At 71.6% G+C, this 13,580-nt stretch carries 14 protein-coding genes; 12 read left to right on the top strand and 2 right to left on the bottom strand.

Going from position 1 to position 13,580, the window contains the following annotated elements; all coding sequences use genetic code 11:
* Positions 1–8 precede the first annotated feature (8 nt).
* Together Q0654_RS05175 and Q0654_RS05170 are read right to left on the bottom strand one after the other, a co-directional pair.
* A complete protein-coding gene (locus tag Q0654_RS05175) occupies positions 9–3,320 on the bottom strand; it encodes a S41 family peptidase (RefSeq protein WP_298851176.1) in 3,312 nt (1,103 codons plus the stop codon).
* Positions 3,321–3,505: 185 nt separating this feature from the next.
* A complete protein-coding gene (locus Q0654_RS05170; RefSeq protein ID WP_298851174.1) occupies positions 3,506–4,417 on the bottom strand; it encodes an Hsp33 family molecular chaperone HslO in 912 nt (303 codons plus the stop codon).
* Positions 4,418–4,429: 12 nt separating this feature from the next.
* On the opposite strand from Q0654_RS05170, the gene mtgA reads away from it, so the two are divergent.
* The 12 genes from mtgA (at position 4,430) to Q0654_RS05110 (ending at position 13,555) form a co-directional block, all read left to right on the top strand.
* A complete protein-coding gene (gene mtgA, locus Q0654_RS05165; RefSeq protein ID WP_298851171.1) occupies positions 4,430–5,173 on the top strand; it encodes a monofunctional biosynthetic peptidoglycan transglycosylase in 744 nt (247 codons plus the stop codon).
* 16 nt (positions 5,174–5,189) lie between these two features.
* The gene (locus Q0654_RS05160; RefSeq protein WP_298851169.1) at positions 5,190–6,206 is read left to right on the top strand and encodes a glycosyltransferase family 2 protein; all 1,017 of its coding nucleotides are present in this window, start codon (positions 5,190–5,192) and stop codon (positions 6,204–6,206) included.
* A gap of 3 nt (positions 6,207–6,209) precedes the next feature.
* Positions 6,210–6,752, top strand: coding sequence for a sigma-70 family RNA polymerase sigma factor (locus tag Q0654_RS05155; RefSeq protein WP_298851167.1), 543 nt, complete (start codon positions 6,210–6,212; stop codon positions 6,750–6,752).
* Positions 6,745–7,212: a hypothetical protein gene (locus Q0654_RS05150; RefSeq protein ID WP_298851166.1), complete on the top strand. Its 468-nt coding sequence runs from the start codon at positions 6,745–6,747 to the stop codon at positions 7,210–7,212. The genes Q0654_RS05155 and Q0654_RS05150 overlap by 8 nt, the downstream gene beginning before the upstream one ends.
* A gap of 203 nt (positions 7,213–7,415) precedes the next feature.
* Positions 7,416–8,009: an LON peptidase substrate-binding domain-containing protein gene (locus tag Q0654_RS05145; protein ID WP_298851164.1), complete on the top strand. Its 594-nt coding sequence runs from the start codon at positions 7,416–7,418 to the stop codon at positions 8,007–8,009.
* Between the two features lie 82 nt (positions 8,010–8,091).
* On the top strand, positions 8,092–9,102 hold the full coding sequence (gene mltB / locus Q0654_RS05140; protein ID WP_298851162.1) for a lytic murein transglycosylase B: 1,011 nt from the start codon (positions 8,092–8,094) through the stop codon (positions 9,100–9,102).
* On the top strand, positions 9,099–10,082 hold the full coding sequence (locus tag Q0654_RS05135) for a septal ring lytic transglycosylase RlpA family protein (protein WP_298851160.1): 984 nt from the start codon (positions 9,099–9,101) through the stop codon (positions 10,080–10,082). Before mltB ends, Q0654_RS05135 begins: the two co-directional genes overlap by 4 nt.
* 26 nt (positions 10,083–10,108) lie before the next feature.
* On the top strand, positions 10,109–11,347 hold the full coding sequence (locus Q0654_RS05130) for a D-alanyl-D-alanine carboxypeptidase family protein (RefSeq protein WP_298851157.1): 1,239 nt from the start codon (positions 10,109–10,111) through the stop codon (positions 11,345–11,347).
* Between the two features lie 125 nt (positions 11,348–11,472).
* The gene (locus Q0654_RS05125) at positions 11,473–11,985 is read left to right on the top strand and encodes an EF-hand domain-containing protein (RefSeq protein WP_298851155.1); all 513 of its coding nucleotides are present in this window, start codon (positions 11,473–11,475) and stop codon (positions 11,983–11,985) included.
* A gap of 9 nt (positions 11,986–11,994) precedes the next feature.
* Entirely contained in the window at positions 11,995–12,594 is a 600-nt protein-coding gene (locus tag Q0654_RS05120) for an RNA polymerase sigma factor (protein ID WP_298851153.1), read from the top strand.
* Positions 12,591–13,025, top strand: a complete 435-nt coding sequence (locus Q0654_RS05115) for a hypothetical protein (protein WP_298851151.1) — start codon at positions 12,591–12,593, stop codon at positions 13,023–13,025. The genes Q0654_RS05120 and Q0654_RS05115 overlap by 4 nt, the downstream gene beginning before the upstream one ends.
* Positions 13,022–13,555 carry a periplasmic heavy metal sensor gene (locus tag Q0654_RS05110; RefSeq protein WP_298851149.1) on the top strand — a complete coding sequence of 178 codons (534 nt, stop codon included), beginning with the start codon at positions 13,022–13,024 and terminating at the stop codon, positions 13,553–13,555. Before Q0654_RS05115 ends, Q0654_RS05110 begins: the two co-directional genes overlap by 4 nt.
* The last annotated feature ends 25 nt before the right edge of the window (positions 13,556–13,580 follow it).

Here is a 13,580-nt window from a genome sequence, read left to right as displayed (position 1 = left end):
TTGCGGCCTCAGCGGCTGCCGTCGTGGCCGTGCGCTCCGCGGGGGGGAATCGGCTGGGCCTGCAGGGTCGGCAGCGGCGCCTCGCGCAGGCGCTGCTGCAGATGGGCCAGCGCGGCGTCCAGCTGTGCATCCGCGCCCATGAAGCTCGCGTACGGCGGGTTGTCGACCTCGATGTCCGGCGCCACCCCGCGGCCTTCGATCAGCCAGCGTCCGCTGCCGACCTCGAACTGGCCGAACTCGGCGATCCGCGCGGTGCCGCCGTCGACCAGCCGGTTGCGGTCGGACAGCCAGATGCCGGCGCCTGCCGTGCGCGTGCCGATGACCGGTCCCAGCTGCAGCGCCTTCACGCCGGCAGCGAAGGTTTCGCCGTCGGAGTAGGTGAGCGCGTCGGCCAGCACGACCAGATGGCCGCGGAAGGTCTGCTGCATGTTGGTGTAGGGCGCGCCGCGCGGCGGCTGCCAGAATGCCCAGGCGCGGCGCAGCAGCTTCTCGATGATCCAGCTGTCGATGTTGCCGCCGCGGTTGCGGCGCACGTCGATGATCAGGCCCTCGCGGTCGAACTGGGCATAGAAGTCGCGGGCGAAGCTGGCCATGTCCTGCGGCCCCATCGCGCGCAGGTGCAGGTAGCCGACGCGTCCGTTGGAGTCGGCCTGGACGCGTGTGCGCCGTCCCTCGACCCAGTCGCTGTAGCGCAGCGCGGCCTCGCGATCCAGACGCACCGGCAGCACCACCGTGCGGTGCGTGGCCGCCGATCCGCGCTTCAATTCCAGCAGAACCTGCTGTGCCGCCTGGTTGACCAGGGCCTGCGCCAGCTCCGCGCGCGTGCGCAGGGCGCGACCATTGACCGCCAGCAGGCGGTCGCCGACGCGGGCGTCGACGCCGGGCTGCGCCAGTGGACCGCGTTCCGAGGGCAGCTCCGGGTCGCTGCGGTAGATGTGCTCGATGAACAGGCCTTCGGCATCGGCTCCGATCTGCGCGCCCAGCGCCGCCGGCACCGGCGCATCCGGCGCCACGCGGTACTCGCCCGGGCGGATCTGCGAGTGCAGCAGGCCGACCTCGGCGATCATCTGCGCCAGCAGGTCGTCGAGTTCGATGCGGTCCTGCACCCGCGGCAGCAGCGGCGCGAAGCGGGCGCGCAGGGCGTCCCAGTCGACGCCGCGCATGGTCGGATCGAAGCTGAACTCGCGGTGCATGCGCCAGGCGTCATCGAACATCTGCGCCCATTCCTCGCGCGGCGCATTCGACAGCCGCCAGTCGCCCAGACGGACAGCAGCCCGCGACAGGTCTTCGGGCGCCTTGGCGCCGGCCTCGACGATCAGCACGTCGCCGATGCCGCCGCTCTCGCCCTTGGCCTTCAGCAGAAGCAGGTGCTTGCCCTCACCGGAGAGCGCATAGCCGGCGAGGCCGGTGGCGAAGGTCTCGGGCTTGGGCGGCGCATTGCCGATCGCCAGCGTGCGCAGCGCCGCCTGGCTGTTCGGCGCGCTGTCGCGATCGAGGAAGTACAGACGCTTGTCGTCGGCGGCGAGCTGGCTGTAGTTGCCGGGCGGCAGGGGGGCTTCGAACAGGCGCTCGGCGAGGCCTTCCCACTGCAGCGCCGACGACGCTGGCGCGGTCCTGGTCTTGCCCTTCGCATCATCGCCGGCAGCATTCGTCTCGGCAGGCGGCGGGTCGAGCTCGCTGGCCGGCGCGAACGGGAACCGCGCCTCGGGATCCAGCGCCAGCGCATACAGGCGATTGCGGCGATCGAAGAAGGGCCCGGTGTTGCGATCGCCCCAGGGGCCGGGCACCGAGCTCGCATAGCTGCGGCTGGCGAGGAAGTAGAGAAAGGCGCGGTCGCGCGAGAAGGCCGCCGACACCACCGGATAGCGATCCGAGCTCAGCGTGGCGCGACGACCCGTCGAGACTTCGATCAGCACCAGCTGGTTGACCAGGCGCGCGCTGTCGACGCGGATCACCGCGAGATGGCGACCGTCCGGCGACCAGTTGACCTCGGCATAGGCGTCGTCGCGGGCGAACTCGCCGTGGTCGATCTCGCGGTCGCGGCCACTCTCCAGATCGAGCACGAACAGCCGGCCGGCCTTGTCGGTGTGGGCGAGCAGACGGCCGTCCGGCGAGGGGTACAGACGGAAGCGGTGGCTATCGCCGCCGCGCGTCAGCGCCTCGCCGCCGCCGCTGCCGTCGGCCGGGAAGCGCCAGATCTCGCTGCTGCCTTCGAGGTCGGTGATGGCAAGGACATGGCGGCCGTCGCCGGACAACACGGCCTCGCGCAGTCGCGCCCGGTCGGGCGCGGCGATCTCGACCCGCCTCAGCTGTTCCAGTCCGGCCACCACGGCGCGACCACGCGCAGTCAGCACGACCCTGCTGCCGTCGGCGGCGAGGCTGGCGCTCTGCAGATGCTTCAGCGGCTCGCCGAGCTGGCGCTCGCGGCTCTGCACGAGGTCCGAGCTCAGCGTGATCGGAATGCGTGCGTCGCTGCCGGTGACGAGATCGAGCAGGCGCAGGTCGGCGCCGTGCTGGTAGACCACGCGACCGCCGTGCAGGCTGGGTCGACGCACGTCGAAATCGGCGTGGCGGGTCAGTGCCTCGGCGGCGCCCTGGCCGCTCCAGCGCCACAGGTTCACCCGTCCCGCGTGCTCGCCAAGCAGGACCAGCCCCTCGGCGCCGAGCAGGGGCCGCTGCGGTTCGCGGATTCCCGCGGGCTGCAGCTGTTCGGCCTCCTCGCGCGAGCCCAAGCGCCAACGCCACAGCTGCGCGGCAGCACCGCCCGCATAGTCGCGGGCATTGTCGTGGGTCACCGCCAGCCCGAAACGGGTGAAGTAGAGCAGACCGGCCTCGGCGTCGAAGGCGGCCTCGCGGGCATCGGCCAGCGGCAGGGTCTCGGTGAGGCCGCTGAGCGGATCCACCAGCCGCAGCACGCGCATCCACGAGGGGCCCACCGTCGCCTCGCTGGCGTAGACCACCCGGCCATCGGGCGCGAAGCCCTGCACCCAGACCCGCGCATTCTCGAAGGACAGGCGCTTGGGCGGGCCGCCGGCCAGCGGCATCGCGTAGACCTCCGGTGCGCCGTCGTAACTGGCAACAAAGGCGAGCGTGCGGCCGTCTGGCGACAGCGCGGCCTGCGCCTCTTCGGCCGGATGGGTGGTCAGGCGCTGGGCCAGGCCGCCCTGCGCGGGCACCCGCCAGAGGTCGCCTTCGGCGGTGAACACCACGGTGTCGCCATGCAGGGCCGGGTCGCGATACCAACCCTCGGCAGCGTTGCAATCAAAGGCAAAGAAGAAAGCGAAACCGGCCACCCAGGCCGGCAGTCTGGACATCGACATCGAAAGCCCCCACGGCCCAAAGCCCGCAGTCTCGTGCGCGGCCCCACGAGGAGCAATAGCCCTTAGGTGGGGGCGGTGACGAAAGGGGCGACTGCGGAGAGGCGGTCGACGATGGCGCCTCGCCTGCGCCGCGCGGACCGAGGGGCGAATCTGGCGTGGACGTCCTCGCCCGCGGCGAGCAGGCGCTACTGCAGCGTTCCCGCCTCGCCGCTGCCGCCGCCGGCGAACAGCTGCTCCAGGTCCACCGGATCGAAGTGGTAGTGCTGGCCGCAGAATTCGCAGATCACCTCGACGCGGCCGTCCTGCAGTGAATCGAAGGCTTCCTGGCGGCCGAGCGAGATCAGCATGCCGCCGACGCGCGCGCGCGAGCAGGAGCAGCCGAAACGCAGCGGCTTCTGCGCCACCAGGCGCACGCCCTCTTCGTGGAACAGGCGGTAGAGCAGGGTTTCGGCGGGCAGGGCCAGCAGCTCGTCGCGGCCGAGGGTGTCGAACAGGGCCTGGGCCCGCGGCCAGGCGTCGGCGTCATCGCTGGCCCCAGGCAGCTGCTGCAGGATCAGGCCGCAGGCCTGCTCGCCGTCGGCGGCCAGCAGGATCCGCGTCGGCAGCTGTTCGGACTGGCCGAAGTAGTCCTCGAACGCCGCCGCAAGGCTGTCCGCATCGAGGCCTACCAGCCCTTGATAACGCTGCGGCTCGCGGTTCTCGCCGAGGCTGCTCTCGATGGTGATGGCGAGCATGGCGTCGGCGCCGAAGTGGCGCGGGTCCAGCCGTTCGGGCAGCGGCGCCTCGAAGCGCGCCAGGCCGCGCAGGCTGCCCGCCGAGGTGCACTCGGCGAACACCGTGCGCAGCGCACCGCTGCCGCGCAGCTGGATCGACAGGCGCCCGTCCACCTTCACATGCCCGGTGAACAGGGCAGCCGCGGCGCTGGCTTCACCCAGCAGGCCGGCCACCGCGTCGGGGTAGGCGCTGCGGCCGCGGATGCTGCGCCAGGCTTCGTCCAGGCGGACGTGCACGCCGCGCAGGCCGCTGCGCTCCAGCAGGAAGCGGCTGAGCAGGCCGCCCCCATCGGACGCCAGGGGGGTGGAGTCTTCGAATGCCATTAGGATGCCGCCATGAAAAAGTCAGCCCGCGACTATGGGGACGGCCGCCGACGGCCGCAAGCGCGCCGTCGGCGGCCCTGGCTGCGCCGCCTGCTGCTGGCCACGTTGGCGATGGCCCTGCTGCCGGTCGGGCTGGTGCTGGCCCTGCGCTGGATCGACCCGCCGGGTTCGGCCTTCATGCTGGCCTACCGGATCGAGCAGGGACGCTGGCCCGAGCATCGCTGGCGACCGCTGGAAGCGATCTCGCCGCAGCTGGCGATCGCCGTGGTGGCGGCCGAGGACCAGCGTTTTCCCGAGCACGCCGGCTTCGACGTCGAGGCGATCCGCAGCGCGCTCGACGAAGCGCGGGACGGCGGCCGCCGGCGCGGCGCCAGCACGCTCAGCCAGCAGGTCGCCAAGAACCTGTTCCTGTGGGAAGCCTCCAGCTGGCCGCGCAAAGGCCTGGAGGCAGGCTTCACGGTGCTGATCGAGGGCCTGTGGCCGAAGCGACGCATTCTCGAAATGCACCTCAACCTGGCCGAGTTCGGCGAGGGCGTCTATGGCGCCGAAGCCGCCTCGCAGCGCTTCTTCTCGAAGCCGGCAGCCGCCCTCGGCCCGGTCGAGTCCGCGCGCCTTGCGGTGGTGCTGCCGGCGCCGCGCCGCTACAGCGCGGTGCAACCCTCGCCAGCGCTGCAGCGGCGCGCAGCCTGGGTGCAGCGGCAGGTGCGCCAGCTCGGCGGCCCGGCCTACCTGCAGGACTGCTGCGGACTGCCCTGAACGCGGGCCTGCTAGCATGCGCGCCCGATCGCCTGACGCCGCAACGAGCCCGCCCGTGAGTTCGCGACTGACCGTAGTGGTGCCCGCCTACAACGAAGGCGAAGGCCTGCGCGCCTTCCACGCGCGCACCCGCGCCGCGCTCGACGCGCTGCCGGATCTGGTGGGCGAGATCCTCTACATCGACGACGGCAGCCGCGACGACACCTGGCAGGTCATGCTTTCGCTGGTGCAGGAAGACCCCCGCTGCGGCGCGCTGCGGCTGTCGCGCAACTTCGGCAAGGAGCTGGCGCTGACTGCGGGGCTCGATGCGGTCGACGCCGACGCCGCTGTGGTCATCGATGCCGACCTGCAGGACCCGCCCGAGCTGATCGCCGACTTCGTCGCGCGCTGGCGCGAGGGCCATGACGTGGTCTACGGCACCCGGCTTGAACGCGAGGGCGAGAGCTGGCTGAAGCGTTTCACTGCGGCCGGCTTCTATCGCCTGATGGAGCGCCTGTCCTCGACCCCGGTGCCGCGCGATACCGGCGACTTCCGCCTGCTCTCGCGACAGGCGCTGGATGCCCTGCGCCAGGTCCGCGAGCGCCACCGCTTCATGAAGGGCCTGTTCGCCTGGGTGGGATATCGGCAGTGCGCGATCGGCTACCACCGTGACCCCCGCCACATCGGCACCAGCAAGTTCAACTACTGGAAGCTGTGGAATTTCGCGATCGAGGGCATCACCTCGTTCAGCACGGTGCCGCTGCGGATCGGCACCTATGCCGGCGGGCTGGCGGCGCTGGCTGCCTTCGTCTACGGCCTGGTGATCATCGCCAAGACCCTGCTGTGGGGCGATCCGGTGGCGGGCTATCCCTCGCTGATGACCGTCGTGCTGTTCCTCGGCGGCCTGCAGCTGATGGCGCTGGGGGTGATCGGCGAGTACCTCGGCCGGCTCTACATGGAAGCCAAGCAGCGACCGCTGTATCTGATCGAAACCGCCCTGCGGCCGGGTGCTTCCGCCGCAGCGCCGGCGCCGGCGGCCTGCGCGAACGCCTGACCGATGCAGGCTGAACTCAAGCTCCGGCTGGAGGCGCTGCTCGCCCGTTTTGGCGCGCGCGTGCGCGCCCAGATCGAGTCCAACCGCTTGAGCCAGCACGGAATCGACCCCGAGGACGTCGAACAGGAAGTTCGCATCCGGCTGTGGAAGACGCTGGAGCGTGACCCAAATGCCGAACTCCCTGCGTCTTATATCCAGAGAACGGTGGCCAGTGCCCTGGTCGATGCGGTGCGACGTGCGCAGGTACGTCCCACCGAGGCGCTTCCGGAGACGGAAGAAGGTCTCGTCGATCTGCCGGGTCTTGGCCATGGTCCGGACCGCAGTACGCTCGATGCCCAGAACGTCGAGCACCTGCGGGCCTGCATGCAGGCACTGCCGCCGCGGCGGCGGCTGCCGCTTCAGCTCTACCTGCAGGGCTATGCCCTGCAGGAAATCGCCGACCTGACCGACCTCACTCTGGATGCCGCCCGCAAGCTGGTCTATCGCGGGCTGGATGAGATCAAGCAGCGCCTAGCGGCGCTTGGACTGGATGACTTCGATGACTGACGCACCCGCCCCCCGCCGACTTGCCGAGCTCTACCGCGCCGCGATGGCGCAGTCGCCCGCAGCCGAGCCCCAGGCCCTGCTGTCCGCACTCGATGGCATCGGCAGCCGCGAGTCGCGAGATGAGGTTCTGAGTCTGGCCGCGGCAAATCCCGCCCAGGCCGCCATCCTCCGCACTGTGGCCAGCCTGCGCGCCGACAGCGAGTCGCTGCGGGGCGAGCTGCGCGGCCTGCGCCGCAGGCCGGCCAGCCAGCGACCGCTGTGGGCTGCCCTCGCGGCGTCGTTCGCGCTGGCGGCCGTGGTCGCGGTCGGCCTGCGTCCGGGCGTGCCTTCAGGTGAGGCGCCGCAGGGCATGGCGCAGGATTCCGCTCCGGAGTCCGATCGCATCAGCGCGGTGTCCTTCGAGTCCGTCGCCGACTCCGCGGCCGAGGCCACGCTGTTCCGCGGCAGCTTCGACTCCTGAGCCGTCGGCCCGAGGGCCCCGCTGGTTCCGGGTCTGCTTCACTGAGCTGCGCAGCGCTTGGCCCAGAGTGAAGTTGGCTTTGTGCGGCGCGTATGTCGACAACGTCCGGGGCAGGCGTGGCGAGCATGCGCAAGCCCGCCCGCCATGCATGCTTGCCGCGAAGGCGTTCGACCAAGGGCGAAGCGCTGCACTAGACTCCGTCAATGGCCGTCCGCGACCTGCCGCTGTTTCCGCTGCGTACCGTCCTGTTTCCGGGCGGTGACCTGCGTCTGCGCGTGTTCGAGCCGCGCTATCTCGATCTGGTGCGACAGTGCAGTCGCGACGGCAGCCCCTTTGGCGTCGCGCTGATCCTCGAAGGCGTCGAAGCCGGTGGTCCGGCGCTGCCGGCGGCCACCGGCACCTTGGCGCGCATCATCGATTTCTACACCCTGCCTGATGGACTGCTCGGTCTCCGCTGCGTTGGCGAGTCGCGCTTCCGGGTGCGCCAGACCCGCATGCGTGACACCGGCCTGATCATCGGCGAGATCGAGTCGATACAGGACTTCGCGGCCGAGCCGGTGGCGCCCCAGCATGGCCTGCTGGCGCAGCTGTTGGAGCGCCTGCTCGACCACTTTGGCGGGCCGCACGCGGACGCCGGCAAGGCCCAGCTCGACGATGCGCACTGGGTCGGGTTCCGCCTTGCCGAAATGCTGCCCTTCACCGACGAGGCGCGGCAGGCGCTGCTGGAACTGGACTCGGCAGCGGACCGCTTGGACCGCATTCTCGACGCGCTGCCGCAGTTCCAGTCCGAGGGCTGAGCCGCGTTCAGCAGGTCAAGGGGAGCCGCGCGCCGCAGCGTGTAAGATGCCGGCGTTTCCAGCTGTCCGCGTGCCGTCCCCGATGCAGATCCTGCGTGCTTCCCGTGTTCTCGCCGTCTCTGCGGCCCTCCTGCTGCCTGCGGTAGCGCCCGGTTCGACGCGGCCCCAACTGTCCAGTGAGGCGCGGGCAGCCTTCGTCGCCGAAGCGGCTGACAAGCATGGGCTCGATCCGGCGAACATCGAGCGCTGGCTCGGCGAGGCGCGCTACCAGCAGTCGATTATCGACGCCATCACCCGACCCGCCGAGGCCAAGCCCTGGCGCGACTACCGCCCGATCTTCATGAACGAGCGGCGGATCAACGATGGTCGGGCCTTCCTGCGCGAGCACTGGTCCTTGCTGTCGCGCATCGAAGCTGACACCGGCGTGCCCGCCGAAATGGTCGTCGCGATCATGGGGGTCGAGACCAGCTACGGCCGCATCACCGGCAGCCACCGGGTGCTCGATGCGCTGTACACCCTCGCCCTGTTCTACCCGCCGCGTGAGGCCTTCTTCCGCAGCGAGCTGGCGACGATCTTCAAGTTGGCCCAGGAAGAGGCGATCGACCTCAACACCGCGAAAGGCAGCTATGCCGGCGCCATGGGCTGGGGCCAGTTCATGCCGTCCTCGTACCGTGCCTACGCGGTGGATGGCGATGGCGATGGCCGCCGCGACCTCTGGGGCTCGCTGCCGGACATCACCGCCTCGATCGCCAACTACTTCGTGGCCCACGGCTGGGAGCGCGGCCAGCCGGTGGTGGTGCCGGCGAAGTTCGAGGCCGCCGAGGAGTTCGCGCCGGGCAACCTGGAAGCGACCCATGGCCTGGCCGACCTCGCCGAGCGCGGCTACCGGCCGCGCTATGCCGTGGGCGCCGACCTGCCGGCGACCGTGCTCAACCTCGACGGCGCGGACGGCCGCGAGCACTGGATCGCCTTCAAGAACTTCTACGTGATCTCGCGCTACAACCGTAGCCAGCTCTACTCGCTGGCGGTGTTCCAGCTGGCCGGCGAGATCGCGCAGGCGCGCCCCGACGGCGCCACCCCGCTGGCACCGTGAGGGCGCTGCATCGCCTGCGCGTGCTCGCCAGGCCCGCGCTTGCCGCCACCCTGATCCTGCTGCTGCTCGCCGCCTGCGCATCGTCGCCCAAGCCGCGCCGCGACGAGGGCCACGTGCCGCCGGCGCGTCCGGCGCCGACGCGTCCCAGTCGACCGCCTTCGCAGGGCGAACCCGCCGATGAGCAGGGCGGTGGCCTGTACGCGCCGCACATCCGCGACGGCGGCCCGGAAGTGCCGCCCGACGTCAGCGGCCTGCCCGAGCCGGTGCCGCGCGCCGAGCCGCGCGCCCGCTACGGCAACCACAGCCCTTACGTGGTGCTCGGCCGCCGCTACCACGTGATGGACAGCGCCGAGGGCTATGTCGAGCGCGGCGTGGCCAGCTGGTACGGCACCAAGTTCCACGGCCGGCCGACCTCGAGCTTCGAGCCCTACGACATGTACGCCTTCACTGCGGCGCACAAGACCCTGCCGCTGCCGACCTACGCGCGCGTCACCAATCTCGAGAACGGCCGCAGCGTGACGGTGCGGATCAACGATCGCGGGCCCTTCCACGCCGACCGCCTGATCGACCTGTCCTATGCGGCGGCGGTGAAGCTCGGCATCCACATCCGCGGCACCGGCCCGGTCGAGGTGCGCGCGATCGTGCCGCCGGGCATGCATGCCGGTGTGGGCGAAGCGCCGCCCGCAGCGCGCGCGGCCGCCGGCGCACGCCCGGCCGCGGAACCGCCGCCGCCGATGCTGGTCGAGGCCGGCGACGTGCTGCTGCAGGTCGGCAGCTACGGCGAGCGCGGCAACGCGCGACGCGTGCAGGACCAGCTGGAGCGCGCCGGGCTGCGGCCGGTGCGGATCGAGCGCGCCGAAGTCGGCAGCGGCACGGTCTACCGCGTCCGCATCGGACCGATCGACGTCGACCGCCAGACCGCCGTGGTCGAGCGCGTGCAGGCCCTGGGCCTCGGCACGCCGCGTCCGGTCCGGCCCTGATTCCAGACATTCAAGCGAGGACATCCATGAAACCACTCCATCAGCGCCTGCTGGCCGCCGCCTTCTGCGGCGCCGCGGCCTTCGCCACCGCCGCCCTGGCGCAGACCCCGACGCCCCAGCCCGTGCCCAGTCCGCAGCCCGTGCCGCGACCCGTGCCGGTGCCGAGCGCACCCGCACCCGCGCCGCAGCCGCCCAGCGTCGAAGGCACCGCCTGGCTGCTGATGGACTACGCCACTGGCCAGGTCCTGCTCGGCGAGAACATCGACGCCCGCGTCGAGCCGGCCAGCATCACCAAGGTCATGACCAGCTACGTGGTTTCGGCCGAGGTCGCCGCCGGCAAGGTCGGCATGGATGACGAGGTCACCATCTCCGAATACGCCTGGCGTCGCGGCGGCGGCGGCACTGACGGTTCGACCAGCTTCCTGCCGGTGAACTCCAAGCACCGCCTGCAGGACCTGCTGTACGGGATGATCGTGCAGAGTGGCAACGACGCCTCGATCGCGCTGGCCGAGCACGTCGCCGGCAGCGAGGAAGCCTTCGCCAGCCTGATGAACCGCTACGCCCAGCAGCTCGGCATGACCGGCAGCTCCTATGCCAACGCCACCGGCCTGCCCGATCCGAACCTCTACACCACCGCCCGCGACGTGGCGATCCTGGGCCAGGCCCTGATCCGCGACTTCCCCGAGAGCTATGCCGTGCACTCGCAGAAGGAGCTGACGCTGAACGGCATCACCCAGCACAACCGCAATTCGCTGCTCTGGCGCGACCCCACCGTCGACGGCATCAAGACCGGCCACACCCGCGCCGCCGGCTATTGCCTGGTGACCTCGGCCCAGCGCGAGGGCATGCGCCTCATCACGGTCATCATGGGGTCGTCCGGCGAGAAGAAGCGCGCCGACGACAGCCAGGCACTGCTCAACTACGGCTTCCGCTTCTTCGAGTCGCATCAGCTGTACGCCGGCGGCGACGTGCTGGCCGAGCCGAAGCTGTGGAAGGGCGAGCGAGGCACGCTGAGGCTTGGCGTCGCCGAACCGCTGCGGATCACCGTGGCGCGCGGCAAGTACGAGCAGGTCAAGGCGCTGATCGACGTGCCCAAGCAGCTGGTCGCGCCCTACGCCAAGGGCGATGCGGTGGGCACCCTGCGCCTGGTGCTGGATGAGCAGACTCTGGTCGAACGCCCGCTGATCGCGCTCGACGACGCGCCCGAGGCCGGCTTCTTCGGCCGCACCTGGGACGGCCTGATGCTGTGGTGGGAATCCGACTGAGGCGCAGCGCGGGCTGGAAGCTCGGCACTCGCTGAACGGATCCGCAGCCACGGGCGACGGATCCCGTGGGCTGCGGCGTTGAACGGCACAAGGCAATCCGCCTTGGATCCACAGGAGTCGCGAGCATGAAACCCACACTCTCCCGTTCCCTGCTGGTGCTGGCCTTGGGCGGCACCTTCGTGAGCGCCACTGCGCTGGCGCGTCCTGCGCCCGGCGAAGCCGCACCCGGCGCTCGCGCCGAGCGGGCTGAAGCCATGCGCGCCCAGCTGCTTGCCCGCTTCGACGGCGACGGCGACGGCCGCATCAGCCAGGCCGAGATCGACGCTGCTGCCGCGCGCCATGCGGCCGAGGTGGATGCCAATGCCGATGGCGTGATCAGCGCCGCCGAGCTGGAGACCTACCGCGAGGCGCGTCGCGCCGAAGCCCGGGCCCGCCGCCAGCAGCACATGCTTGAACGCTTCGACGCCAACGGCGATGGCCAGCTCAGCGCCGAGGAGTTCGCCGCCGCCCACGCCCAGCGCCTGCAGCGCATGGACCGCAATGGCGACGGCGTGATCGAGGCGGATGAACTCAGTCGCCGGCACGAGCGCGGTGAAGGCCGTCGCCATGGCCACCGCCATGGCCCGAGCGGCGGCTGATCCGCGCCGATGCTGAGCCTGTGGCCCGCCGCGCCTCGCGAAGCGCGCGAGGACGACCCGGACGCCGCCGTGCTGGCGGCGGCCGGGCGCGGCGAGCCCCGTGCCTGCGCCCAGCTGGTGGACCGGCATCTGGGCCGCGTCCACCGGCTGGCGACCCGGCTGCTGGACGATCCGGCCGAGGCCGAGGATGTCGCCCAGGAACTGTTCCTGCGGCTGTGGCAGGCCGCGGCCGGCTGGCGTCGCGGCGAGGCGCGGGTGTCGACCTGGATCCACACGGTGACCGTGAACCTGTGCCGCGATCGCCTGCGCCGGCGTCGGCCTCAGCTGGCGATCGACGAGGCCGTCGAGAACACCCTGATGGGCGACGAGTCCGCGCAGCCGGAGCGCGCCCTGCAGCTCGACCAGCGCGAGGGCGCCCTGCGCCTTGCGATCCAGGCCCTGCCCGAGCGCCAGCGCGAGGCGCTGCTGCTGTTCCACTACGAAGGGCTCGACCAGGGCGAGTGCGCGCAGGCGCTCGGCGTCAGCGTCGATGCCCTTGAATCCCTGCTGGCGCGCGCGCGGCGCGCGCTCAAGCAGCGTTTTGCGGCGACCGAAGGAGGCACGCCATGAACCCCAACCGGGTGAGGGACCTGATCGCAGCCTACGGCGCGGACCCGGGCCGCTGGCCGCAGGGTGAGCGTCTCGCGCAGGAGGCGGTGCAGGCCCTGGCGGCGGAGTCACCGGCGCTGGCCGAGGCACTTCAGCAGGCGCACGCACTGGACGCCGACCTGGACGCCGCGCTGCCGGCGCCAGCGCCGTTGGCGGGCCTGCGCGCGCGCATCCTGGCGCAGGCTCCGCAGCCACGCCGCGCATGGTGGCGCGAGCTGGGCCTGGCGCTCGGCGGCCCGCGCCTGGTCGGCCCGGCCTTCGCCTGTGCCTTCAGCCTCGGCCTGGCCCTGGTCTGGATGCTGCCGCCGCCGCAGGCGGAGACCGACGCCGAGATTGACAGCTGGCTTGCGCTGGCCTGGATCGACCCCGCCGACAGCGAGGAACTGCCGTGAGCACGCTCAGCACACCCATCCGCATCGTCCTGCTGCTCTCGCTCTGCCTGAACCTGCTGCTGGCCGCGGGCCTGGGCGGGCTGTGGTGGCGCGTCCGCAGCGCGCCGGCGCCAAGCGAAGCCATGGAGGCGCGCAGCCTGCCCGATCCGCGGCGCATCGCGCGCGCCCTGCCGCCGGAGCGGCGGGCGCTGGTCCGCGCTGCGCTGGCGCCGGACCGGGCCGGCTTCGTCGCGGACCTGCGCGCCCTGCGCGCCGCCCATGGCGGGGTGCGCGAAGCCCTGCGCGCGCAACCCTTCGAGGCCGCCGCGCTGGCGGCGGCCCTGGCCGAGGTGCGCGAGCGCGAGCGGGCGATGGCGGAGCGCGTGCATGGCGGCCTGCTGCGGCTGTCCGCTGAGCTCACCGACGCCGAGCGCGCACAGCTGGCCGACAGCGTGCCGCGCCGCGATTACCGTCGGTGGCGCGAAGGCCGCGAGGGCCGCGAGGGCAGGGAGCACGAGCACGACAACCGCCATCGGCCGCAGGACGACTGAAGCCCCGGGTGATCGGTGCCTGGCT

It is taken from the genome of uncultured Aquimonas sp. (assembly GCF_937888285.1).
GTDB lineage: Bacteria > Pseudomonadota > Gammaproteobacteria > Xanthomonadales > Xanthomonadaceae > Aquimonas.
This window is presented reverse-complemented; position numbering and strand designations above follow the sequence as displayed.